Source organism: Acinetobacter sp. ANC_7553 (assembly GCF_056779895.1).
The window spans coordinates 52,117-73,501 of record NZ_JBWYIV010000008.1; the positions used below are offsets into that span (position 1 = coordinate 52,117).

General features: G+C 38.5%; 22 protein-coding genes. 16 read left to right on the top strand and 6 right to left on the bottom strand.

The features are described 5' to 3' along the window. The first annotated feature begins 188 nt into the window (after window positions 1-188). The 11 genes from rimP to AC1M9I_RS07840 all read left to right on the top strand — a co-directional run bounded on the left by rimP (window position 189) and on the right by AC1M9I_RS07840 (window position 12,597). Window positions 189-713: a ribosome maturation factor RimP gene (gene rimP / locus AC1M9I_RS07790; protein ID WP_035266019.1), complete on the top strand. Its 525-nt coding sequence runs from the start codon at window positions 189-191 to the stop codon at window positions 711-713. Window positions 714-752: 39 nt separating this feature from the next. Next, on the top strand, window positions 753-2,237 hold the full coding sequence (nusA, locus tag AC1M9I_RS07795; RefSeq protein ID WP_035266021.1) for a transcription termination factor NusA: 1,485 nt from the start codon (window positions 753-755) through the stop codon (window positions 2,235-2,237). Window positions 2,238-2,251: 14 nt separating this feature from the next. Further along, window positions 2,252-4,966 (top strand): translation initiation factor IF-2, encoded by a 2,715-nt coding sequence (infB, locus tag AC1M9I_RS07800; protein WP_035266024.1) that lies wholly within the window; start codon window positions 2,252-2,254, stop codon window positions 4,964-4,966. Next, window positions 4,966-5,370, top strand: a complete 405-nt coding sequence (locus AC1M9I_RS07805; protein WP_035266025.1) for a ribosome-binding factor A — start codon at window positions 4,966-4,968, stop codon at window positions 5,368-5,370. Before infB ends, AC1M9I_RS07805 begins: the two co-directional genes overlap by 1 nt. A gap of 151 nt (window positions 5,371-5,521) precedes the next feature. Beyond that, on the top strand, window positions 5,522-6,112 hold the full coding sequence (locus AC1M9I_RS07810) for a LemA family protein (protein WP_481610881.1): 591 nt from the start codon (window positions 5,522-5,524) through the stop codon (window positions 6,110-6,112). Window positions 6,113-6,142: 30 nt separating this feature from the next. Next, window positions 6,143-7,207: a TPM domain-containing protein gene (locus AC1M9I_RS07815; protein ID WP_481610882.1), complete on the top strand. Its 1,065-nt coding sequence runs from the start codon at window positions 6,143-6,145 to the stop codon at window positions 7,205-7,207. After that, window positions 7,201-7,761 carry a TPM domain-containing protein gene (locus tag AC1M9I_RS07820; protein ID WP_481593369.1) on the top strand — a complete coding sequence of 187 codons (561 nt, stop codon included), beginning with the start codon at window positions 7,201-7,203 and terminating at the stop codon, window positions 7,759-7,761. The genes AC1M9I_RS07815 and AC1M9I_RS07820 overlap by 7 nt, the downstream gene beginning before the upstream one ends. 181 nt (window positions 7,762-7,942) lie before the next feature. Next, window positions 7,943-8,401: a pilin gene (locus AC1M9I_RS07825; protein WP_481610883.1), complete on the top strand. Its 459-nt coding sequence runs from the start codon at window positions 7,943-7,945 to the stop codon at window positions 8,399-8,401. A gap of 96 nt (window positions 8,402-8,497) precedes the next feature. Further along, window positions 8,498-9,772, top strand: a complete 1,275-nt coding sequence (locus AC1M9I_RS07830; protein WP_481610884.1) for a sulfatase-like hydrolase/transferase — start codon at window positions 8,498-8,500, stop codon at window positions 9,770-9,772. Then, the gene (locus AC1M9I_RS07835) at window positions 9,769-10,956 is read left to right on the top strand and encodes an O-antigen ligase family protein (RefSeq protein WP_481610885.1); all 1,188 of its coding nucleotides are present in this window, start codon (window positions 9,769-9,771) and stop codon (window positions 10,954-10,956) included. Before AC1M9I_RS07830 ends, AC1M9I_RS07835 begins: the two co-directional genes overlap by 4 nt. Before the next feature lie 12 nt (window positions 10,957-10,968). Continuing rightward, window positions 10,969-12,597, top strand: coding sequence for a PglL family O-oligosaccharyltransferase (locus AC1M9I_RS07840; RefSeq protein ID WP_481610886.1), 1,629 nt, complete (start codon window positions 10,969-10,971; stop codon window positions 12,595-12,597). Between the two features lie 37 nt (window positions 12,598-12,634). Here AC1M9I_RS07840 and bfr read toward each other — a convergent pair whose 3' ends face one another. The 6 genes from bfr to gmk all read right to left on the bottom strand — a co-directional run bounded on the left by bfr (window position 12,635) and on the right by gmk (window position 17,420). Further along, window positions 12,635-13,099, bottom strand: a complete 465-nt coding sequence (gene bfr, locus AC1M9I_RS07845) for a heteropolymeric bacterioferritin subunit Bfr (RefSeq protein ID WP_035264352.1) — start codon at window positions 13,097-13,099, stop codon at window positions 12,635-12,637. A 229-nt stretch (window positions 13,100-13,328) separates the two neighbouring features. Continuing rightward, window positions 13,329-13,523 carry a bacterioferritin-associated ferredoxin gene (locus tag AC1M9I_RS07850; protein WP_035264349.1) on the bottom strand — a complete coding sequence of 65 codons (195 nt, stop codon included), beginning with the start codon at window positions 13,521-13,523 and terminating at the stop codon, window positions 13,329-13,331. A gap of 153 nt (window positions 13,524-13,676) precedes the next feature. Then, window positions 13,677-14,060 (bottom strand): RidA family protein, encoded by a 384-nt coding sequence (locus tag AC1M9I_RS07855; protein ID WP_035264336.1) that lies wholly within the window; start codon window positions 14,058-14,060, stop codon window positions 13,677-13,679. Window positions 14,061-14,136: 76 nt separating this feature from the next. After that, complete coding sequence (locus tag AC1M9I_RS07860; RefSeq protein ID WP_481593371.1) at window positions 14,137-16,239, bottom strand: RelA/SpoT family protein; 2,103 nt, start codon at window positions 16,237-16,239, stop codon at window positions 14,137-14,139. 203 nt (window positions 16,240-16,442) lie between these two features. Continuing rightward, window positions 16,443-16,724, bottom strand: coding sequence for a DNA-directed RNA polymerase subunit omega (rpoZ, locus tag AC1M9I_RS07865; RefSeq protein WP_035264331.1), 282 nt, complete (start codon window positions 16,722-16,724; stop codon window positions 16,443-16,445). A 75-nt stretch (window positions 16,725-16,799) separates the two neighbouring features. Beyond that, window positions 16,800-17,420, bottom strand: coding sequence for a guanylate kinase (gene gmk, locus AC1M9I_RS07870; RefSeq protein ID WP_035264330.1), 621 nt, complete (start codon window positions 17,418-17,420; stop codon window positions 16,800-16,802). 134 nt (window positions 17,421-17,554) lie between these two features. On the opposite strand from gmk, the gene ispH reads away from it, so the two are divergent. The 5 genes from ispH (at window position 17,555) to AC1M9I_RS07895 (ending at window position 21,385) form a co-directional block, all read left to right on the top strand. Next, window positions 17,555-18,505 carry a 4-hydroxy-3-methylbut-2-enyl diphosphate reductase gene (ispH, locus tag AC1M9I_RS07875; RefSeq protein WP_092766665.1) on the top strand — a complete coding sequence of 317 codons (951 nt, stop codon included), beginning with the start codon at window positions 17,555-17,557 and terminating at the stop codon, window positions 18,503-18,505. Between the two features lie 153 nt (window positions 18,506-18,658). Beyond that, entirely contained in the window at window positions 18,659-19,090 is a 432-nt protein-coding gene (locus AC1M9I_RS07880) for a pilus assembly FimT family protein (protein ID WP_481594819.1), read from the top strand. Further along, entirely contained in the window at window positions 19,084-19,608 is a 525-nt protein-coding gene (pilV, locus tag AC1M9I_RS07885; protein WP_481594820.1) for a type IV pilus modification protein PilV, read from the top strand. The genes AC1M9I_RS07880 and pilV overlap by 7 nt, the downstream gene beginning before the upstream one ends. Beyond that, window positions 19,608-20,645 (top strand): PilW family protein, encoded by a 1,038-nt coding sequence (locus AC1M9I_RS07890; RefSeq protein WP_035264319.1) that lies wholly within the window; start codon window positions 19,608-19,610, stop codon window positions 20,643-20,645. Before pilV ends, AC1M9I_RS07890 begins: the two co-directional genes overlap by 1 nt. After that, complete coding sequence (locus AC1M9I_RS07895) at window positions 20,642-21,385, top strand: pilus assembly PilX family protein (RefSeq protein ID WP_081403224.1); 744 nt, start codon at window positions 20,642-20,644, stop codon at window positions 21,383-21,385. Before AC1M9I_RS07890 ends, AC1M9I_RS07895 begins: the two co-directional genes overlap by 4 nt.

Here is a 21,385-nt window from a genome sequence, read left to right on the forward strand (position 1 = left end):
CTCACAACTAGGTGGGCCTTTTTGCACAGTGGGCATTGCTTTTCTGTGCAATAATGGGGGCGAATGCGCCCTTTTTTGTTATCTATCGTGTAGTGTGGACATCAATTGGTCAAATAATCATGCTATCACTATAGTTAGTCTGTGTCGGTCTGTTGGCCGATTGAATCGCACATAAATGACGAGAGTAAATGAAGTTATCAAATAAAACCCAAGCATTGTATGAACTGATCGCACCCGCTGTTGAGGCGTGCGATGTTGAACTATGGGGTTTAGAATTTACACCTCAGGGTAAGCGTTCGCTAGTACGTATCTACATTGACAAGCCTGAAGATCCAAACAAAGAACCAGTTATTTCGGAAGATGGTGAAATTGATCTTGGTCGTGGTGTGGGTGTGCAAGATTGTGTACGTGTTACCCAACAAGTTGGTGCAATCCTCGATGTTCATGATCCAATTTCTGGTGAATACGCATTAGAAGTTTCATCACCAGGTTGGGATCGCACTTTCTTTAAACTTGAACAGATGCAAGCATATATTGGTCAACAAGTTGCTTTACGTTTGATTTCTGCAGTGGATAACCGCCGTAAATTCCAAGCGAAACTGGTTGCTGTAGATGTAGAAAATGAAATGATCCAAGTTGAAGTTGAAAAGCAACAAGTGCTCGAGATCGATAGTCACAATATCGATAAGGCCAACTTGATCTACCAAGACTAAATTAATCTTAACTAAAAGAATTTGAATAGTAGGTGACTTATGGGCCGTGAAATTCTTACCGTTGCTGAGACGGTTAGTAATGAAAAAGGTGTTAGTCGTGAAGCGATTTTCGAAGCGCTCGAGCAAGCTCTAGTTGCTGCAACGAAGAAAAAATTCTACGAAGGCACAAATTCTGAAGAAGCACAGTTGCGCGTTGAAATCGATCGTAAGACTGGTGAATACCGTACTTTTCGTCAATGGACTGTAGTAGCAGATGAAGATCATGAAATGCCTGCATGCCAAGACGCGATTTCTGATGTGGACCCAGCGAAATGGTCAATCGGTGATGTGCGTGAGCTTGAAGTAGAATCAATTGAATTTGGTCGTATTGCAGCTCAAATCGCGAAGCAAGTTATTGTTCAGAAAATTCGTGAAGCTGAACGTGCGCTTATTGCAGATGCATATGAATCTAAAGTTGGTGAGTTAATTTACGGTGAAGTAAAGAAACAAACTAAAGATGGTTTCATCATTGACCTCGGTGAGAATGCGGAAGCATATCTTGCACGTGAAGAAATGATCGCAAAAGAAATTTTACGTCCTAAACAACGTGTAAATGCGATTTTATTTAACGTAAACCGTGAAGGTCGTGGTGCGCAGCTACAACTTTCTCGTGCTAAGCCAGAAATGTTAATGGCATTGATGAAAAAAGAAATTCCAGAAATTTCTGAAGAAATCATCGAAATTAAAGCTGCTGCACGTCAACCGGGTGTTCGTGCTAAAATTGCAGTGAAAACGAACGATCATCGTATTGATCCAGTTGGTGCATGTATTGGTATGCGTGGAACACGTATCCAAGCTGTACAGCAAGAATTGAATGGTGAACGTATTGATGTTGTAGTTTGGTCAGATGATCCAGCTCAATATATCGCAAGTGCTTTAGAGCCAGCAGATGTATCTGGTATTGTGATTGATGAAGAAGAACGTACAGCAGATATTATTTTTGCTACAAGCGATCAATTGGCGCGTGCAATTGGTTCTCAAGGTCAAAACGTACGTTTAGCCTCTGAGTTAACTGGTTATAAGCTCAATATGATGCTTGAAGAAGAGTACCGTGCTCGTCAACAAAATGAAGCACAGCAATATCTCGATATGTTTGTAGGTCGTCTTGATATTGAAGAAGACCTTGCGATGGCATTGGTAGAAATGGGCTTTACTTCACTTGAAGAGATTGCTTACGTTCCAGCTGAAACATTTGATGAAATCGAATTAGATGCAGAAACGGTTGAGCTTTTACAAAGCCGTGCGAAAGAAGTTGCATTAGCAGATGCACTGAAAGAGCAAGAAAATATTCAAGAACCGAGCGAAGAGCTTCTAGCGATGGAAGGAATGAGTTCAGAGCTTGCTTATGCATTAGCGGCTCGCGGTGTAATCACAGTAGATGATTTAGCAGATCAGGCAACTGATGATATCTCTGATATCGAAGGTTTAGGTGCTGAGAAAGCAGGTCAATTGATCATGAAAGCACGTGAATCATGGTTTAATTAACGAGGAGGTCATACATGACGGATAAGTCAATTAAAGAGTTAGCAGTCAGCGTAGGTCTTCCAGTTGAAAAACTATTAGATCAGGTGCGAGATGCTGGGTTGCCTCAATCTAAGGCAGAAGACACAATCTCAGTAGAACAGCAAGACCGTTTAGTCGCTCATTTGAAAAAAGCGCATGGGCAAGACAGCGGCAGCGCAGGAAAAATCACGTTGAAACGTAAAACTACGAGTACTGCAAAAGTAGCAAGTACATCAGGTAAAGCTAAAACTATTAACGTAGAAGTTCGTAAGAAGCATACGTTCACTAAGCCAGATCCTGAACAAATTAAAGCTGAAGCATTGGCAAAAGCAAAAGCTGAAACTGAAGCAAAAGCACAGCAAAAAGTTGAAGTTAAACCAGCTCAAGCTGAAGAGAAGGCGCAACCTGCAGTAAGTAAAGCGAAAGCGAACTTAGATGCAATGCGTGCTGCAGCTAAACAATCGAGTGAGAAGCAAGAAGTTGCTAAAGCTGCGGTTGTGGTTAAGCGCAAGTCAACAAATAAACCGATTGTTAAACAAGCAACTAAACCAACTGAAACTGCAGAACAGAAAAAAGCACGTGAAGCTGAAGCTGCTAAATTAAAAGCAGTTGAAGAAGCAGCACGTCGTAAAGCAGCTGAAGAAGCACAACAACGTACGCTTGAACAAATGCGTCAGATGGCTTCTAAGTACTCTAATGAAGATGCAACTGCAACGATTCGTGTGGTCGATGATTCTCCATTGGCTGCTGGTCTTGTTGGTCAAGCATACGAAGATTCATTCGCGAAAGAAGATCGTGACATTAAGCGTGGTAATAACACACCAGGTGCACGTTCTCCTAAGAAAGGTGGTCGTCGTGGTCAAGAAGAGCAATCTTTCCGTGACAACTCTCATAAACGTGGTTTGAAATCAAGCCAAGCTAATAAACATGGTTTCGAGAAACCAGTTAAAAAGCAAGTTTATGATGTTGAAATCGGTGCAACTATTGTTGTTGCTGACCTTGCTGCAAAAATGGCGATTAAGGTTCGTGAAGTAATTAAAACACTCATGAAAATGGGTGAGCTTGTCACTCAAAACCAATCAATCGACCAAGATACAGCAGTTCTAGTGGTTGAAGAAATGGGTCATAACCCAGTTCTAGTATCAGATACTCAAGCGGAAGATAACTTGCTTGAAGCGGCTGAAGAAGCACGTGGTGCACAAACAACGCGTCCACCAGTGGTTACTATCATGGGTCACGTTGACCATGGTAAGACATCGCTTCTTGATCGTATTCGTCGTGCGAAAGTAGCGCAAGGTGAAGCGGGCGGTATTACACAGCATATCGGTGCTTATCACGTTACAACGGATAAAGGTATTATCACTTTCTTGGATACTCCGGGACACGCAGCATTTACTGCGATGCGTTCACGTGGTGCGAAAGCAACTGATATCGTTGTATTGGTGGTCGCAGCTGATGATGGTGTTATGCCACAAACAGCGGAAGCGATTGACCATGCTCGTGCAGCAGGTACGCCAATCATTGTTGCAATCAACAAGATGGATAAAGAATCTGCTGATCCAGATCGCGTATTGAATGAATTGACAACTAAAGAAATCGTGCCTGAGCAATGGGGTGGTGATGTCCCTGTCGCGATGGTTTCTGCGCACACCGGTGCAGGTATTGATGAACTTCTTGACTTGATCTTGATTCAATCTGAACTTCTAGAGCTTAAAGCTTCTGAAGAAGGTGCGGCACAAGGTGTTGTAATCGAAGCACGTGTTGATAAAGGCCGTGGTGCGGTTACTTCGATTCTTGTTCAAAATGGTACATTAAAAGTAGGTGACCTTGTTCTAGCTGGTGCATCTTACGGTCGTGTACGTGCGATGACTGATGAAAATGGTCAACGTATTAAGTCTGCAGGTCCATCGATTCCAGTTGAAATCTTAGGTCTTCCAGAAGCGCCAATGGCAGGTGACGAAGTTCTTGTTGTAAATGATGAGAAGAAAGCACGTGAAGTGGCTGATGCGCGTATGGATCGTGAACGTCAAAAACGTTTAGAGCGTCAATCTGCAATGCGTCTTGAAAACTTAATGGCTTCAATGGGCAAAAAAGATGTGCCGATTGTGAATGTAGTTCTGAAGACAGATGTTCGCGGTACATTGGAAGCGCTTCATGTTGCATTGGCTGAACTTTCAACTGATGAAGTTAAAGTGCGTGTCATTGGTTCAGGTGTTGGTGCGATTACTGAGTCTGATGTCACACTTGCAGAATCTTCAGAAGCATTCTTATTAGGTTTTAACGTTCGTGCAGACAATACAGCGCGCCAAAAAGCTGACGCAGATGGTATCGACATCCGTTACTACTCAATCATTTACCAATTGATTGATGATGTGAAAGATGCAATGAGTGGTAAGCTTGCACCAGAACATCGTGAAACAATTCTTGGTGTGGCTGAAGTACGTGAAGTATTCCACTCAAGTAAGTTTGGTGCTGCAGCAGGTTGTATGGTTCTTGAGGGCTTATTACACCGTAATAAACCAATTCGTGTCTTACGTGATGATGTGGTTGTGTTCCAAGGTGAACTTGAATCACTTCGCCGTTATAAAGAAGTGGTTGAAGAAGTTCGTGCTGGTATGGAATGTGGTCTTGCAGTCAAAGGCTATAAAGACATTAAAGTACTCGATAAAATCGAAGTCTATGATGTTCAATTAATTAAACGGAGTCTTTAATGGCGGGTAGTCAACGTCTTAAGCGTATGGCGGACACGGTTCAGCGAGAATTGTCTGAACTCATCCGTCAGGAGCTGAAAGATCCACGCTTAGGTGGTCTTGTGACCATCTCAGCGGTGAAAGTGAGCCCAGATTTAGGCTATGCTGAAGTTTATGTCACGGTCATGGGGCGTGAACTTGGTGATGAGCAAAGTGAAGCAGCAAATAAAGATACTCTAGATGTTTTAAATAAAGCATCAGGTTTTCTGCGCCATGAGCTGAGTCGTCGTATTAAGACACGTATCACACCTCGTTTACGTTTCCATTATGATAAAACTAATGCATACGGAAACTACATGTTTGGTCTAATTGCTGAAGCTGTGAAGGACTTACCTCCAGCTGACGATAAAAAAGACGAAGAGTAATTTCAAACAAAAAGCCACCTTAGGGTGGCTTTTTTTATCTTAATGTTTTTATATAAATTAAAGCCATAAAATAAATGCTACATTCAATTTTGAATTTGCGTATACAATATTTTTAATTAAACAAATACAAATAAATAATGAGGTTGATGTCATGCAAATTTTAAAAAAATCAGCTGTTGTGCTCGCATTATCAAGTACCTTGCTTTTTACAGGTTGTGGGTACAATACACTTCAAGCGAAAGATGAAGCGGTGACTGCATCATGGTCTGAGGTACAAAACCAATACCAGCGTCGAGCAGACCTTGTTCCGAATTTGGTGAATGTAGTTAAAGGATATGCAAAACATGAAGAACAAGTTTTAACTGAAGTCACAGAGGCACGTGCAAATGTTGCAGGGCTCAAAGTTGATAAAGAAGTCCTTGAAAATCCAGACTTGTTTAAACGATACCAAGAAGCGCAATCGCAAATGACAAGTGCATTATCACGTTTGCTGGCAGTGACTGAAAACTATCCAGATCTTAAAGCGAATGAGCAATTCCGTGATTTGCAGGTACAATTAGAGGGTACAGAAAACCGTATAGCAGTTGCGCGTAATCGCTATATTTCTACCGTCCAAGATTACAACACCTATGTTCGTCAATTCCCACAAGTTGTAACTGCGAAAGTCATTGGCATGGATGCAAAAGAAAACTTTAGTGCTGAAGCGAGTGCACAAAAGGCACCTAATGTTTCTTTTGATTAAATCAATGATTAGAAGTTGATGAATATGAGCATGAGAACTCAGCATCTTAGACAAAATAGTATGAAATTGATTTCATGGCTATTTTTCTTTGCGATGACCTGTACATTGCAAATGGTTCATGCAGAAACTGCAACAGCAGTAGATCATGAGTCTGACGCGATTGTGCTGGGAAAAGTGATTCAACCCAATTCAACAAATCCATCATCAAGTGCTCAGCAAAATAAACCAACTCCAGTACCTCCTGTTACTGTTTCAAATGATATGCAGGAAGGAGACACACAACGTCAACTCCCTACATTAAATGAACCTGTGATAGATCAGGCGAATATACTTTCTCCTCAAGAAAAGTCAGAACTCGATACAATAATTCGCGGTCTATATAATGAGGGTAAGGCTCAAATTGGGATCGTCATTGTTCCGACAACTGGTCAGGAAGGTATCTTTGATTTTGCAATGCGGACTGCACAGACTTGGGGGTTAGGTTCTGCTCAACAAGATAATGGTTTATTAATCGCAGTGGCGATTAATGATCGAAGATTACATATCGCAACAGGTTATGGATTGGAAGGTGTGATTCCAGATATCGTTGCGAGTCGAATCATTCGCGAACAAATCACCCCTTATTTTAAAGTCAATCAATTTGGACAGGGTTTAATTGCAGGGGTCAGAGAAATTGAACGAATCGTTAACCTTGATCCGGAAATTGCCCAGCAAGCTGCTGAAGAACTGAAACTTAGACAAGAACAAGCCTTAAAAGTGCAATATGCAAAGGAAAAGACATTTAACACGGTATTATTTATTTTAATCGCTGGTGTGATTGGTTCTTTTATTATTGGTAATCGTTTAAGTGCTTCGGTCGCGGGTGTTACTGCTTTTGCTGCGAGTATGATTTATGGTTCAGGGATTTTAATCAGCTTAATTGTGGGTATTGGAATTTTCTTTTTATTATTTACATCAATCGCACAGTTGATTTTCCAAGCATTTTTATCTGGCGGAGGACGCGGCGGCGGTGGCGGTCGAGGCGGATTTGGCGGTGGTGGATTTAGTGGTGGTGGTGGTGGCTTTGGTGGGGGAGGTGCGTCAGGCTCATGGTAACAAAAACTGAAACGACAGAAATTATCACTGAACCTAAGTTGCAACAAGCATCTCAACCGAGCTTCAAGCGCTGGATTAGGCACTTTTGTTATTTGCCTGCGTCTAAACGTTATTTTTCCAAAATGGATCAAAATGCGATTGCAGAGGCAGTGAAACAAGCGGAGCAAGGTCATGTTGGAGAGATCCAAGTGGTCATAGAGGGATATATTCCATGTGCCTTGGCTTATTCAATGAATACTCGTCAGCGCGCCGAACAACTTTTTGCTGAATTAGGTGTATGGGATACAGAATTTAATAGTGGTGTACTGATATATTTAAATCTATGTGAGCAGAAAGTTGAAATTGTGATTGATCGTGGAATTCAAAAGGCAACAACGCAACAAGATTGGCAAGCAATCTGTGATCACATGATTAATGAGCTAAAAAATAAAAATTATAAACAGGGTGTTATTGTTGGCGTAATGGAAGTTGGGGGAATTTTGAATCGTTTTTACGATGATAAAGTGCAAAATTTGGAAAATGAGCTCAGTAATCAGCCAATTATTTTAAATTGATTTAAGAAAAGTGACAAAAAATGTCACTTTTTTACATAAATTAACATTAAAAATAAATTTGAAAAATATTTATTGGCAACCTTGAATCGTTATCCGAAAATAGCATCAGTTAGTTAGCAACAACAAAATCTATTTTGGGGATAGGTTGTTAACTTTGAACTTAAAAATTAGGAGAGATGTTATGAACGCTCAAAAAGGTTTTACTTTAATCGAGTTAATGATTGTTGTTGCCATTATCGGTATTCTTGCTGCGATTGCGATTCCTGCTTACCAGAACTATATCGCTAAATCTCAAGTGAGTGAAGCTTTAAGTTTGGCAAGTGGTTTAAAAACAACAATTCAAACTAATTTGCAGAATAATTCATGTTTTTCAAATGGTAAAGATGCCGAAGGTGGTACCGATACTATTAAAGGTAAATATGGAACAGCTGAAATTACAGCTGGAACTGGAGCTGATGCAAACCTAACTTGCGGAATTAAGTATACTTTTAATGATACAGGTGTATCTAATAAGGTAGCTAAGAAAGTTATAGCATTAGATGTTAATGATAATGGTGTAATTTCAAAAGCTGCTGCAGGTAATACTATCAGCGATGAATTTTTACCACAAAGTTTGACAGCTCCAAGTAAGGCTTCATAAATTATAAAGATAAGAGGATTTTTTAAATCCTCTTTTTTTATGAAAATTATTTATATTCTTCTCGCAAACTTTGCCTTTGTTACTCTTGCAAGTTACATGGGTGTAGAGCGACCATTGATCAATTACGACTACTTATTAGTAGCGATTATTTTTCTATTTTTTAGGAATAGATTTCTAGCTGTAATACTATTTGCACTTTGTATTTTTATAGATGGGTTGAACATATTCTTTCAAATATTTCCTATTATTCATCTATCCGATATTATCTACCTACTTAAATTTATACCAGAAATAGATCATAGTAAAAAATTATTCATTTCGTTTGGATTATTATCCCTATTTATATATCTGTTTTTCTTGTGGGAAGTGCTAGGGAACTTTTCGATTTCCAAAAAATACTTTTCCTATGCAGTCATTATTGTAATCTTACTTTCTATATTGCAGAGTTTTTATATTACCCATGGTGAGCGAGCATGGCGTGTTGGGCAATCTAAATATTTTGATTCACAAATTTATAATTTCATTAAATTTAGAAATGTAGATTTTATAAAAAAATTTCAAACTTCGGAAAATGCTTTAGGAGAAAGATATTCTTATGCAACTGGTTATGATGAAATCTTAAAAATAGAAAATCCTAAGAAAATTGTATTTATTGTAAATGAGTCATGGGGAATCGCTTCAGATGAAATTCAAGAAGATTTATTGCATGAAATTTTAAACAATAAACGGTTTAAATTACTTAAACGGTTTGAAGTTAGTACAGATGGGTTTACCGTCAATGCTGAAATTAGAGAGTTATGCGGTTTATATCTGAATAATTTTAATCTCAAAAAACAAAAAAATGGATTTGAACAGTGTCTACCTCATATTTTGAGTAAAAGGGGATTTCATACACTGGGTGTTCATGGTGCTGCGAGCACCATGTATGAGAGGAAAGACTGGTATCCAAAATTAGGTTTCAAGGAATCTCTATTTTATGAAAATTTTTTAAACTTAAATTCGCGTTGCTATTCATTTCCAGGATTGTGCGATCGAGATTTGATGCAAGTTATTAGAAATAAACTCATGAATCACGATCAAATTTTTGTTTATTGGCTTACGTTGAATACACATCTTTCATATGACTTGAGAGATCTTAAAAATGATCAATTTGATTGCGAGCGATTTTTAATCGATGGAAAATCCTCTTTATGCCGAAATTTAAAATTACAGAAGCAGTTTTTTTCGGATTTTAATGATAATTTTGTTGTTGAAGAGCTTGAAGGAACAATAGTTGTAATTGTTGGTGATCATGTGCCACCGTTGCTCGAAAATAATGAAATCAAATTTAAAGATGCTAAAGTTCCAATGATCGTGGGGTATATAGAGTGACGAATTTAAAAACACATCATAATGTCTTTTTGTTTTTTTTATTTTTTATTATAGGGTTTAGTAGTGTTTCTTATAGCCTTATCAATAATTTAGTGATTACTTTTATTTTGGGTGTGGCATTATTATTTGTTTTATTGAAATTTAAACTTGAATATTTTAGCTTCGAAAAGAAAAGATCACTGTTTTATTTTTTTTTATTGTTTCTAGTTTTTGGAGTTTCTCTCTATCTATCACCTTATCAAAATGAGCACATGTTGTATCGTTATTTTGGAGTGGTCTTAAGTATTATTTTTGGAATATTTGGATACTTTAACTACAAGAATAAAGGCTTTGATCTGATTTTTATCAGCCAAATTTTGAGTCTAATCGGTTTCCTTCATTGTACAGTTTTAATATTTTATTGGTTTACTGTTCCGAGTCCAGCTGATTACGATTGGATATGGGATATGCCATTTTTTTCAAACATCAGACATATCGCGGATTATCTGTCCATTTGTTTTTTGGCTTCATTTATTTTGCTGTTGAATAAAAAACTTAAGCTTGGTTTTATATATTATATTTTTTCAGTTGTTTTACTTTCTGTGATTATTTGGACTGGAGCTCGGGCAGCTTATTTAAGTGTCGCTTTAGCCCTTATATTTTTAGTTTTAAATGATATTAAGACTATAAAAAAATTAATTATGGTTTTAGTTCCATCAGTCATCTTGCCACTGTTTTTTAAAACAAATTTACCTGGTTTGGGTATGGGGCGATCATTTGATGTGGTTGGTAAGTCGGTTAATAGCTATACCTCAGGCCGGGTAGAGTTATATCAAACAATATTAAGCAAGTTTTCTGAAAGTCCGTTATGGGGCTTGGGTCCTGAAGCGATACGAAATATTGCGATTCCGCATGCAGGAGATGTGTTTGCCCAAGCACATAATCTGATTTTACAAATATTGCTTGAGTTTGGGCTCATCGGTTTTATTCTTATTTCAATTATTTTTGTGAAACCATTAATTCGTATTGCTAAATTTGAAAAGAACTATGAATTTATAATTTTGACGAGTTTTGTTATCAATATATGCGTCGCAGCTATGTTTAATGGGGGATTCTATTACATCGTGACTTTACATATTTTTTGTTTCTTTTATGGCGCACTGTTGGCGAATTTAGATTCGAAAAGTACAATTACAATTTCTTAATTACATATTTGTATGCTGAACTTATTTGCATGTTTGCTATTTTTAGCGTTAGCTTGGCTGCTACCATACCATCGTTCTCCTTGGCCAACCTTCGGTTCAGAAGTATTGACGTTTATCGCAGTCTCTTTTTTATTGCTATATTTAGCAAAATCTAAAGTAAAAATCGCAAAACCACAGCTTTATTTATTGCCATTTTTAAGTATTCCACTCATTCAATTTATTTTTGGACAGAACATCTATTTCAGCAATGCTTTATTTAGTTTTGCGTATATTCTGTTCTTTGTATTGATGGTCATTGCTGGATATCAACTTTGCCTTGAGCAGAGAAATAGAGAACAAGTATTTAAAATTACCTGTTTAACATTTGTTTCAGTTGGGGTTATCTCAGCTGTATTTGCGGTGCTTCAATGGCTCCAGTTAAATTGGTTTTTTGGTGATCTTATTTACCCGCTAAAGGGAAATAGACCTTACGCCAATTTAGCTCAACCCAATAACTTAGGGACTTTACTTTTTTTAGGTCTACTGAGTTCGCTCTATCTATTTGAAAAACGATTACTTTCCAATCTTTATCTTATACCAATAGCATTTGTTATTTTATTGGGAATTGTTTTAGCACAATCCCGAACAAGCATTATCGTTTGTGCTTTTATCGTGATCCATTGGTTAATCAAACAATTCAAAAAACAGAATCGATTTTCATTGACCCATTTAGCTTTTTGGTTAAGTGTTTTTATACTCTTAACACTAAATTTAACGACGATCAACCAGTTGATTTTTTCTATTGGTGATTCAGCTTCAGTTGTGCAAAGTTCCGCAGCAAACCGTGCTGTCCAAGGTATGGGCGATATTCGTCTTGATATGTGGCAACAAATGATAGCAGCGATTCTGCATCAACCATGGTGGGGGTATGGGTGGAATCAAACAGGCTTAGCACAATACTATATTACCGATACCTTCCAAGTTTCACTTTGGTATAAAAGTGCACACAACATGATTCTAGACTTATTGGTATGGAATGGCTTGATTCTAGGGGGGGTTATTCTTCTGTACTTTACAGCTTGGCTACTTTGGCTCAATAAAGGGGTGAAGGATAATATCTCGATCATTGCAACATTGATGGTATGTGCAATCCTCATTCATGGCATGTTAGAGTTTCCTTTGCATTATGCTTATTTTCTACTTCCAGCAGGTTTTTTACTGGGCATCATTCAGGCGCAATATACAAATTTGCCTTCATTAAAAGTGAATGGTCGAGTGTTCGCAGTGATTGGTCTTATCACGATTGTTGGGGCTTTAGTTACGACACGAGATTATTTTTTATATAAAGAGCAAAGTGTACTCGCATCAAAGACTGAAGCTTTAACAGTAGATCAGCAACACACCATGCAAAAGCAAATTTGGTTGATTACTCAATTTAAAGAGCGTGTGTGGTGGATTGGACTAGATCCTAAAACTGAAATGACAGAACAACAACTTGCTGATCTAGAGCGAATGGTTGCAAACTTGGCATCAAAATATGATTTACATAAGTATGCACAAGTGTTGGCTTTTAATGGTAAGGAGCAAGAAGCGAAGCATCAATTATGGATTTTAGAAACCTTGCATAAGCAGCATATTGAGTATGATGATTTATTGAAATAAAAAAATCCCCGAAAGGGGATTTTTTTTATTTCAATCATTAAATTTGGCTTTGAATATAATTCTCTACACCAACTTGATCGACAAGATCGAGTTGAGTGGTCGCCCAATCTAAATACTCTTCTTCTTTTTCTAGAATCTCTTGTACTAAATCACGTGTAACATAATCGAGTTGTTCTTCTGCTAATTTCACAGCAGTTTGAATCGTTTCAATATTTTCTTTGACTTTCCGAACATCGCATTGCAGCACTTCAATGGTGTGTTGACCAATATAGAGCTTACCCAGATGTTGTAGATTTGGAAGACCTTCTAAAAATAAAATGCGCTCAATGATTTTATCTGCATGCTTCATTTGACGGATAGATTCTTTATATTCCGCTGAACCGAGTTGTTCGATGCCCCAATCATTAAACATACGTGAATGTAAGAAATATTGGTTGATGGCTGTAAGATGGTGGTAAAGCACCTGATTTAACTGATGAATAACGTCACGGTTGCCTTTCATGATCTTAGCTCCAAACTCAAAATTCAGCCTATCATAGAAGGCTATCGATAGAGATTATCTTAACCCAACTTGCTAAAGTCTGACGAGTAATTTATTGAACAGCAAATGAAAATCGCAATCAAATACACTTTTTCAAAAAATAACCCCGCTGAGTCAAAGCGGGGGGAGAAATTGGAAATCTGAATTATAGTTATAGAATGAGTTCTTATTATTTTTAGCACATTCTGAATTAAGCGGCGATTGAAATTCTGGCAGCTATTTCAGCAAGTTCTTCATTAATAATACTGCGTGCTTCAGGAACACAGCGTCCGCAACAAGTGCCTAGATCAAGCAAGTCACGAATTTCACGATAAGATTCAGCGCCATTTGCCATAGCATCTTTAATATCTTGATCTGTAATTCCACGACATAAACAAACGTACATTTCTGCTCAACCACAAGGATAAATGCGATAGTTGATATTATTGATAATTATTATCGTTTGTCAATGAAATTCATTTAAAAATGCTGTTTAATTCATCGATTTTCTAGATAAAAAAATACCACCTCATAGGTGGTATTTTTTAAGATATTGAAATTATTTAGAAATAATCACAACACCATCCATTTCAACCAGTGCGCCTTTAGGTAAACTTGCAACGCCTAATGCTGCACGCGCTGGATACGGCTGAGCGAAATATTCACCCATAATTTGGTTTACCAATTGAAAGTGAGATAAATCAGTGAGGAAAATATTCAGTTTGGCAATATCAGCTAAAGAACCACCAGCAGCTTCACAAACTGCTTTTAGATTATCAAAAACACGACGAATTTGAGCTTCAATGCCCTCAACCAATTCCATGCTATATGGATCTAATCCAATTTGTCCTGAAAGATAAAGTGTATCGCCGACAAGAATGGCTTGAGAGTAAGTACCAATTGCAGCAGGTGCATTTTCAGTATGAATGACTTGGCGGGACATCTATTTCTCCATTATTCAAATCTAGCTTCATCATAAAGGATGAACACTATAGGTGAAAGCTCTAATCTGTATTTGTTTAGCAGGCTTGTGAGACTTCTTCAACGGCAAGAGGGGCTGACATGCGTGAAATACGCGGAAAACCAAATTGCATGCGGAGTTCACGAATGATTTGCGCAATTTGCTGACGACTATGAACAACAATACTCAGATAGGTTTTTGATTCGTATTGTCGAACGGACTCGATTCCGATTTTTGATTTACGACAGATATAAATCAGTTGTGAAATTTGCTCATCACTTAATAATAGATCGATACACAAGTAAGCATTGAAGTTGATTTCTGATTCACCTTCATCTTTCCAGTGCAACGGCATAATATTTTCAGGGTGTAACTGTTGTTCGTGTAGAAGGTTCTTACAGCGAGCACGGTGAACAATAAGACCGCGGCGAGATAAATGTCCCTGAATAGGATCGCCTAGCACTGCATTACAACAATGGGCATATTTTACATCTACACCATCAGTACCTAAGATCAGGCGACTTGATGCTTGATCTTGATGATGATCTTGAGCAAAGAGATGGTTCGCCACAAGTTGTGGGAGCAAATCACCTACAGCAATTTGTTCAAAAAGTTGATTCTTGCTTGGAATATGGCGCCATTGTAATAGTTCAGTCCAATTTTGATCGGTTAAATCATGAATAGAGGTATTAAATAACTTTAATGCACGATTTAAGGCTTGTTGACCGACGAGGCGCTGTTCATCAATATCTTGGTCTCGCAAAATATTTTGAATAGAGCGTCTCGCTTTTTGAGTGTTGATAAAGCTCAGCCAATCAGGGTTGGGTGAAGCGAGAACATCTGTAATCACCTCAATGACTTGACCACTGGAGAGTGGTGTAGAAAGCGGTTTGATTTCACCATCAATTTTACAGCCTACTGCATGGTTACCTAAGAACAAGCTTGCAGAGTAAGCGAAATCTACTGCTGTCGCTCCTTGTGGTAACTCATGTAAGTGACCTTGAGGAGTATAGACCCATATTTTTTCTTGATGTAGATAATCCAATAGATCATTAAACGTGGTCTTTGCACAGTCGCCACCGACTAAGGTATGCAAATTCTGCATAGATGCCTGAATGGCAGATCGGCATGTTTGAGGAGCATTTTCACCTAATACTACCCCAAATCGCGCAGCCTTACGCATAAGTTCAGTTTGTATGGTGAGCGAAAGCGTTGTTTTCTCGCCTTTCAAACGCAGCATCAAGGATTGATTGCCACCAGGGAGAGGGCGGCGGATATGATCTTGGTAATTTAAAACTTGGAAGTTATCTTTTAGTAACTCAACTAAACGATCGCAATCGGCAATGGTCTGGAGTACGATTTCAAACGCATGACTATGTGTGAGTTCTTGAAGGTTAATTTCGTTTTTAACAAAATGGCGTAGCAATTCAATGTTATTGTTTTTCTTTTTAATCCGCCCAGGAATATTGGAGTTTTCCAAGAGGTCACTCAAATGCTTTTCCCAAATGGCTTGGTACTTACAGCGCTGCGGTTTGGTTTGCGCCAAAGCATCTTGAACATCATTGAACATATCTAAATCAAGATTTTGATAGCAGAGGTGTTCAAGGTTGTCAGCCATTTCATTCATGCCGACCAAACGCGCCATTGGCACGAATATATCAAAAGTTTCTTGCGCAATACGGGCACGTTTATCCGGTCTTAAAGCTTCCAAAGTCGTCATATTGTGGTAACGGTCTGAAAGTTTAATGATGATCACACGAGGATCTTGTAACGTGGCTTGTAGGATTTTTCGGAATGAGGCTGCTTTATTATATTCTTTGTCACTAGAGTGGCTTAATTTCGTAACACCATCGACCAGCTCAGCCACTGTTTTGCCAAATTTTTCAGTAATGTCTTCTTTGCTAAAGTCGGTATCTTCAATAACATCGTGCAGTAGTGCTGCCATTAACGTTTCTGGGTCTAGGCGCATATGCGCCAGAATACAACTTACGGCTATCGGATGCAGAATATAGGGTTCACCGCTTTTGCGTGTAATACCATCATGCGCCATGTCAGCATAATCGCAGGCCACAAGTACTCTGTCGACGTCCTTTTCAGATAAATACGCGTCGATGATGACTTTTAGCTGTTGCTTAGCTTGGCTGACCAATGGGCCTGGCATACTACACCTTTGAATCCGTGGAAGAGAGTAAAAAGTAAAAGACTTTACTAAAAATTCATATTGCTACAATGCTCTATTTTTAAATAGAGAATAGCTCTAATTTTTTTAACAAATTTTTTCAATTTTGTCGAATCATTCTCTAAAAAAATTCAATAAAAAAGCCTAGTCATTGGACTAGGCTCTTTTAAATGCAGGGCTTAAGCTTATTGGAAAGAAAAACCATCTAAGTTTAAGTTATTTGCAGAAAGTGCTAAATCTAAGCTAGACGTTTGATAATCTTGCTCACGCTGTTTCAAGATATCTTTAGTGACATGACCTTCAGCGATTTCACGTAAAGCAACCACTGTTGGTTTGTCATTGTCCCATTCTACAGTTGGTTCGATACCTTGACGAGCAAGTTGACGCGCGCGTTTGCTTGCCACTAGTACAAGCTCAAAGCGGTTGTCTACATGGTCTAAACAATCTTCAACGGTTACGCGTGCCATAAGAGTTCTCGTATGTATGAAATTTTTTAACAGACTGCGCAGTATAAAATGCTTTGTCTATAGACTCAAGTTTAATCACGAATTCGGTGTGATTAATTTTTGAATTAAATCTTTATGTCGGTGAGCCTGTTGTGATAATGAAAGACGGTTCGCATTAATGACAGACTCAAGATCATGTAAAGCTTTATTAAAATCATCATTCAAGATGATGTAATCGAAGTTTACGTACTGTTGCATATCTTCTACCGCACAACTTAAGCGATGTTCAATCACTTCAACAGAATCTGTACCGCGGTTTGATAGGCGTTGGCGAAGATCAAATTGAGTAGGTGGAAGAATGAAAATTTGTTTTGATTCAGGAAAAAGTTTGCGAACCTGTTCTGCACCTTGCCAATCAATTTCAAGTAAAACATCATGACCTTTTGCAAGTTGTTCTTTTACAGTCGCTTGTGAAGTGCCGTAGTAGTTACCGAAAACTTCCGCGTATTCGATGAAACCACCTTGATTCACTTGCTCAATGAAAGATTCTTTGCTGGTAAAGTGATAATGCACACCATCTAATTCACCAGGACGTTGACCTCGAGTAGTGTGTGAAACAGAAACGTGTAAATTGCTTACGCGCTCAAGTAGGGCTTTAACTAATGATGTTTTGCCAGTTCCAGAAGCAGCTGAAACGACAAACAAGAGACCCGACATGATATTTTTCCTGATATGATAAAATATCTTCTCTATTTTAGAGCAGAGTGCTTTTAAACTAAATAGCAATTCGCATTTGTTTTAAAAAATATTCTGATTCATTGACCAAATTTTAGCGATCGTTTGAGGGTCTTATGGAAATTGTTTTAGCTAATCCACGTGGTTTCTGTGCTGGTGTAGACCGCGCTATTGCGATCGTTAATCGTGCACTTGAAAGCTTTAATCCTCCCATTTACGTTCGTCATGAAGTGGTACATAACAAATTTGTTGTGGACGATTTACGCCAACGTGGTGCAATTTTTGTAGATGAATTAGATGAAGTTCCTGATGACAATATCGTGATTTTTAGTGCACATGGTGTATCAAAAGCTGTGCAGCAAGAAGCTGAGCGCCGTGGACTAAAAGTATTTGATGCCACGTGTCCTCTCGTGACAAAAGTGCATATCGAAGTCACAAAATATGCGCGTGAAGGGATTGAAGCCATTCTGATTGGTCATGAAGGGCATCCTGAAGTTGAAGGCACCATGGGTCAATATGATCTGAAAAATGGTGGTGCAATTTATCTGGTTGAAGATGAGGATGATGTTGCTGCTTTACAGGTGAATAATCCTAATAAGTTAGCATTTGTCACTCAAACGACACTTTCAATTGATGATACTGCAAAAGTCATTGATGCTTTACGTGCTAAATTCCCAGCCATCCAAGGGCCACGTAAAGATGATATCTGTTATGCAACTCAAAACCGTCAAGATGCGGTCCGTGATTTAGCGACTCAATGTGATGTCGTTTTAGTGGTTGGTTCTCCAAACTCTTCGAACTCTAATCGTCTTCGCGAATTGGCAGAGCGAATGGGTAAGCATGCTTATCTCGTGGATAATGCGGATGAGCTGAAAAAAGAATGGTTTGCTGAAACCACTAAAATTGGTGTTACCGCAGGTGCTTCAGCACCTGAAATTTTGATTAAACAAGTGATTCAGCGTCTACAAGATTGGGGCGCTACGTCACCACAGGAATTAAATGGGCGAGAGGAGAATATAACCTTTAGCTTGCCTAAAGAATTGAGAATTCAAGTTACTCAAGCTTAATAATGAATTATCAATGACATAGCAGGATAAGTGAACAGATTTCAAAAGTGTGATCTTATCCTCATTTTAATACCATTTGTCATGACTGTGTTGGCTTTATAATTATAAAATATTACTTTTGTAACATTAATAAATAAATACAAAAGTTTGAATATGAAAGACTTACAACGGGGCTTTACCATTATTGAGCTGTTGATTACCACAATTGTGTTATCAATCACAGCAACCATGGCTATTCCATCTTTTAAAAATATTGTTGCGCAATATCGCCTAAATTCAGATGTGCGTGAATTATCAAGCGTGCTGATGATGGCGCGTAATCAAGCAACATTGTTAAGAAAAGATGTGACTGTAGATCTTCAGTCGAATCAAGCAGATAGCAGTACAATCTTTCATTGGACACCCAAAGCGCAAAATAAATTGACTTCATCACAAGAAAAAGTCACATTCTGGATGGATGGGGGAATTTCTGACTTTACATCTGACATAAATTTTTCTATTTGTAATAAGGTGTTAGGTGTTTCTAAAACGATAGCAATTACAAGAATGGGAACACAATATTTAAAAGCAGAGGGGACATGCTGATGCGTGCTGCGCAACAGGGGGTAGGAATGATTGAAATTCTAGTTGCCTTATTGGTTTTGGCCATTGGGGTATTGGGGTTTTCATTTTTACAAATGCGCGCAATTGATGCTTCACATGAAGCAATGTCTAAATTACAAGCCATGAATTTAGCGCGTGACTTATCTGAGAAGATACGTGCGAACTCAAATGCTTATACTCAGTATCAAGCTAGAATAAATGCAGAAAAACAAACAACTACAGCCAAATCATGTGTGCAAAAAGGAACGACGAATCCATGTGTCCAAGCAGCCGATTTTGCCCATTATGATGCTGCCCAGATAATAAAAAATGCCAATGGTCTTGGTATGAGTATCAAAATGCCGAATTGCCAAGTCAGTAATAATTTGCAATCTCGCCGATGCATTTATGTAGCATGGGGAAAAACAAAACCTATCGATGATGCTTCTGCAAAAGATGCATGTACCCATGGTGGAAGTTATTTACCAAAAGCGCAATGCATCGTTATGGAGCTTTATTGATGCAGCATCGTAGGTATACGCAAAAAGGTTTGACGCTAGTCGAGCTTATGATCGCTTTAGTGCTTGGATTGTTGATTACCGCTGCTGCGGTACATCTGTTTTTTACAGGGCAGATGGGATTCACGATGCAGAAAGGAATGTCGGAGGTTCAAGATAACGGCAACTTTGGTCTGCGTTTTCTCACTTATGAAATTCGTAAAGCAAATTATGGTCAAGTAAATATCATTAATGATCGTTTGACGCATGGTGGCATTGTTATCACTTCAGCTCAGTCTCCAGTGGTGCCTACATCTGGTGATTTGGCATTTAATGCGACCAATATTCCCGTCAATATTTCACGAAATATTCCAAATACGGAGGTTGTGCCTGTATCGCAATCTGGTATGCCGAGTAATATAGAGTTGGTTTCAGCTGAATCTTCACAACCTGCTCAAGCGGGAATGAGCGACCAATTGGTCATGCAGTTTTATGCTGATACACAAGGTGTGGATTGTGAAGGTAATAATTACGATGCTGGACGATATATTGTTCAACGTTTTTTTCTACGTAAAGATGCAAATGCAAATATTCAAAAAGAACCACACGATGCATTGGTCTTGGCCTGTGAAGCAGGGTGGTACACGCGTAACAGCACTCAAATTTTAAAAAATTTTAATAATAAACAGACTGTCTTTGGAACAACGAATGGTGAAATTTTGATGCATCGTGTTGATCACTTTCACTATTTGTTGGGGATTTCTAATGACGATAATACGGCACAGCAAAGATATATAAGTATTGAAGATTATAAAAAGCTCAATGTTTATCCACGTCCACGCATTAATTCAATACAGGTGGGTTTATTAGTAAGGTCATCTGAAAATGTAGGTCAAAATCAAGCAATTTCTCCTCATCAAGAATTTGAAGTTCTTGATCAAAAAGTAAAATTAAAAAAAGCACAAAAAACCGTCGCGACTAAATTTATTCGACAAGTCATTACACAAACGATCGCGATTCGAAATGGTATGAGTGTGATGGATTCAGCGGAGGGCTTATGATTCAACATCAACGTGGTGCAACGCTGATTGTGGTACTGATTATGTTAGTTCTACTCACCATTATTGGTACTTGGGCGATTCGACAAAGTATGGTGAGTTTGAATATCACCACCAACAGCCAAGCGCAACAATTGTTAATGCAATCTTCCGATACTGTTTTTTATCGATTGGGGCATGGCGGCTATGCTGCCTCCAGTGGTAACCCTCTGAGCTTAATTGGTTACTCGATTCAGAATGAAGGTGACGAAGTCGTATTCTGTTTTAGAAACCAATCCAATAGTGCGATGTTTAATGTTTCCAACAGTAGTGTATTGCGTTGGAATGAAGCAATGAGTGATGTCTCAGTCGATGGTGTTTCTGGGTTTTGTTCCTTATCAAACGATGGGGATTATGCCAGTGCTCGTAAGGCGCAATTAACTCAGGTGTCTGTAATCGTAAGCCCTCCATCAGACAGTGATCATGATATCCCACTTTCAAACGCAAACGTTGGAACTGACACTGAAAGTATAGGACAACCTTCTGATACTAAAAAAATAACAGTCTATTCAACATCGCTCTTACCCGCATTGTCTTCGACAGATTTAACGGATGAAATCCATCTTTGTTTGCGCCGACCACATACAGCACCATTGGTGGGTAATGCACAAACCATTTCGTCCTGTTTAAAGGATATTGGTGTGCCGTATAACACCCAAATTCAAAGTTACATTTTTGATGCTTATCAGCGCGCTGAATCTTAA

Excerpts from the sequence above, each read along its gene's own strand:
- rimP (WP_035266019.1), top strand. The coding sequence starts at position 189 with ATGAAGTTATCAAATAAAACCCAAGCATTGTATGAACTGATCGCACCC.
- nusA (WP_035266021.1), top strand. The coding sequence starts at position 753 with ATGGGCCGTGAAATTCTTACCGTTGCTGAGACGGTTAGTAATGAAAAA.
- infB (WP_035266024.1), top strand. The coding sequence starts at position 2,252 with ATGACGGATAAGTCAATTAAAGAGTTAGCAGTCAGCGTAGGTCTTCCA.
- AC1M9I_RS07805 (WP_035266025.1), top strand. The coding sequence starts at position 4,966 with ATGGCGGGTAGTCAACGTCTTAAGCGTATGGCGGACACGGTTCAGCGA.
- AC1M9I_RS07810 (WP_481610881.1), top strand. The coding sequence starts at position 5,522 with ATGCAAATTTTAAAAAAATCAGCTGTTGTGCTCGCATTATCAAGTACC.
- AC1M9I_RS07815 (WP_481610882.1), top strand. The coding sequence starts at position 6,143 with ATGAGAACTCAGCATCTTAGACAAAATAGTATGAAATTGATTTCATGG.
- AC1M9I_RS07820 (WP_481593369.1), top strand. The coding sequence starts at position 7,201 with ATGGTAACAAAAACTGAAACGACAGAAATTATCACTGAACCTAAGTTG.
- AC1M9I_RS07825 (WP_481610883.1), top strand. The coding sequence starts at position 7,943 with ATGAACGCTCAAAAAGGTTTTACTTTAATCGAGTTAATGATTGTTGTT.
- AC1M9I_RS07830 (WP_481610884.1), top strand. The coding sequence starts at position 8,498 with ATGGGTGTAGAGCGACCATTGATCAATTACGACTACTTATTAGTAGCG.
- AC1M9I_RS07840 (WP_481610886.1), top strand. The coding sequence starts at position 10,969 with ATGCTGAACTTATTTGCATGTTTGCTATTTTTAGCGTTAGCTTGGCTG.
- bfr (WP_035264352.1), bottom strand. The coding sequence starts at position 13,099 with ATGAAAGGCAACCGTGACGTTATTCATCAGTTAAATCAGGTGCTTTAC.
- AC1M9I_RS07850 (WP_035264349.1), bottom strand. The coding sequence starts at position 13,523 with ATGTACGTTTGTTTATGTCGTGGAATTACAGATCAAGATATTAAAGAT.
- AC1M9I_RS07855 (WP_035264336.1), bottom strand. The coding sequence starts at position 14,060 with ATGTCCCGCCAAGTCATTCATACTGAAAATGCACCTGCTGCAATTGGT.
- AC1M9I_RS07860 (WP_481593371.1), bottom strand. The coding sequence starts at position 16,239 with ATGCCAGGCCCATTGGTCAGCCAAGCTAAGCAACAGCTAAAAGTCATC.
- rpoZ (WP_035264331.1), bottom strand. The coding sequence starts at position 16,724 with ATGGCACGCGTAACCGTTGAAGATTGTTTAGACCATGTAGACAACCGC.
- gmk (WP_035264330.1), bottom strand. The coding sequence starts at position 17,420 with ATGTCGGGTCTCTTGTTTGTCGTTTCAGCTGCTTCTGGAACTGGCAAA.
- ispH (WP_092766665.1), top strand. The coding sequence starts at position 17,555 with ATGGAAATTGTTTTAGCTAATCCACGTGGTTTCTGTGCTGGTGTAGAC.
- AC1M9I_RS07880 (WP_481594819.1), top strand. The coding sequence starts at position 18,659 with ATGAAAGACTTACAACGGGGCTTTACCATTATTGAGCTGTTGATTACC.
- pilV (WP_481594820.1), top strand. The coding sequence starts at position 19,084 with ATGCTGATGCGTGCTGCGCAACAGGGGGTAGGAATGATTGAAATTCTA.
- AC1M9I_RS07890 (WP_035264319.1), top strand. The coding sequence starts at position 19,608 with ATGCAGCATCGTAGGTATACGCAAAAAGGTTTGACGCTAGTCGAGCTT.
- AC1M9I_RS07895 (WP_081403224.1), top strand. The coding sequence starts at position 20,642 with ATGATTCAACATCAACGTGGTGCAACGCTGATTGTGGTACTGATTATG.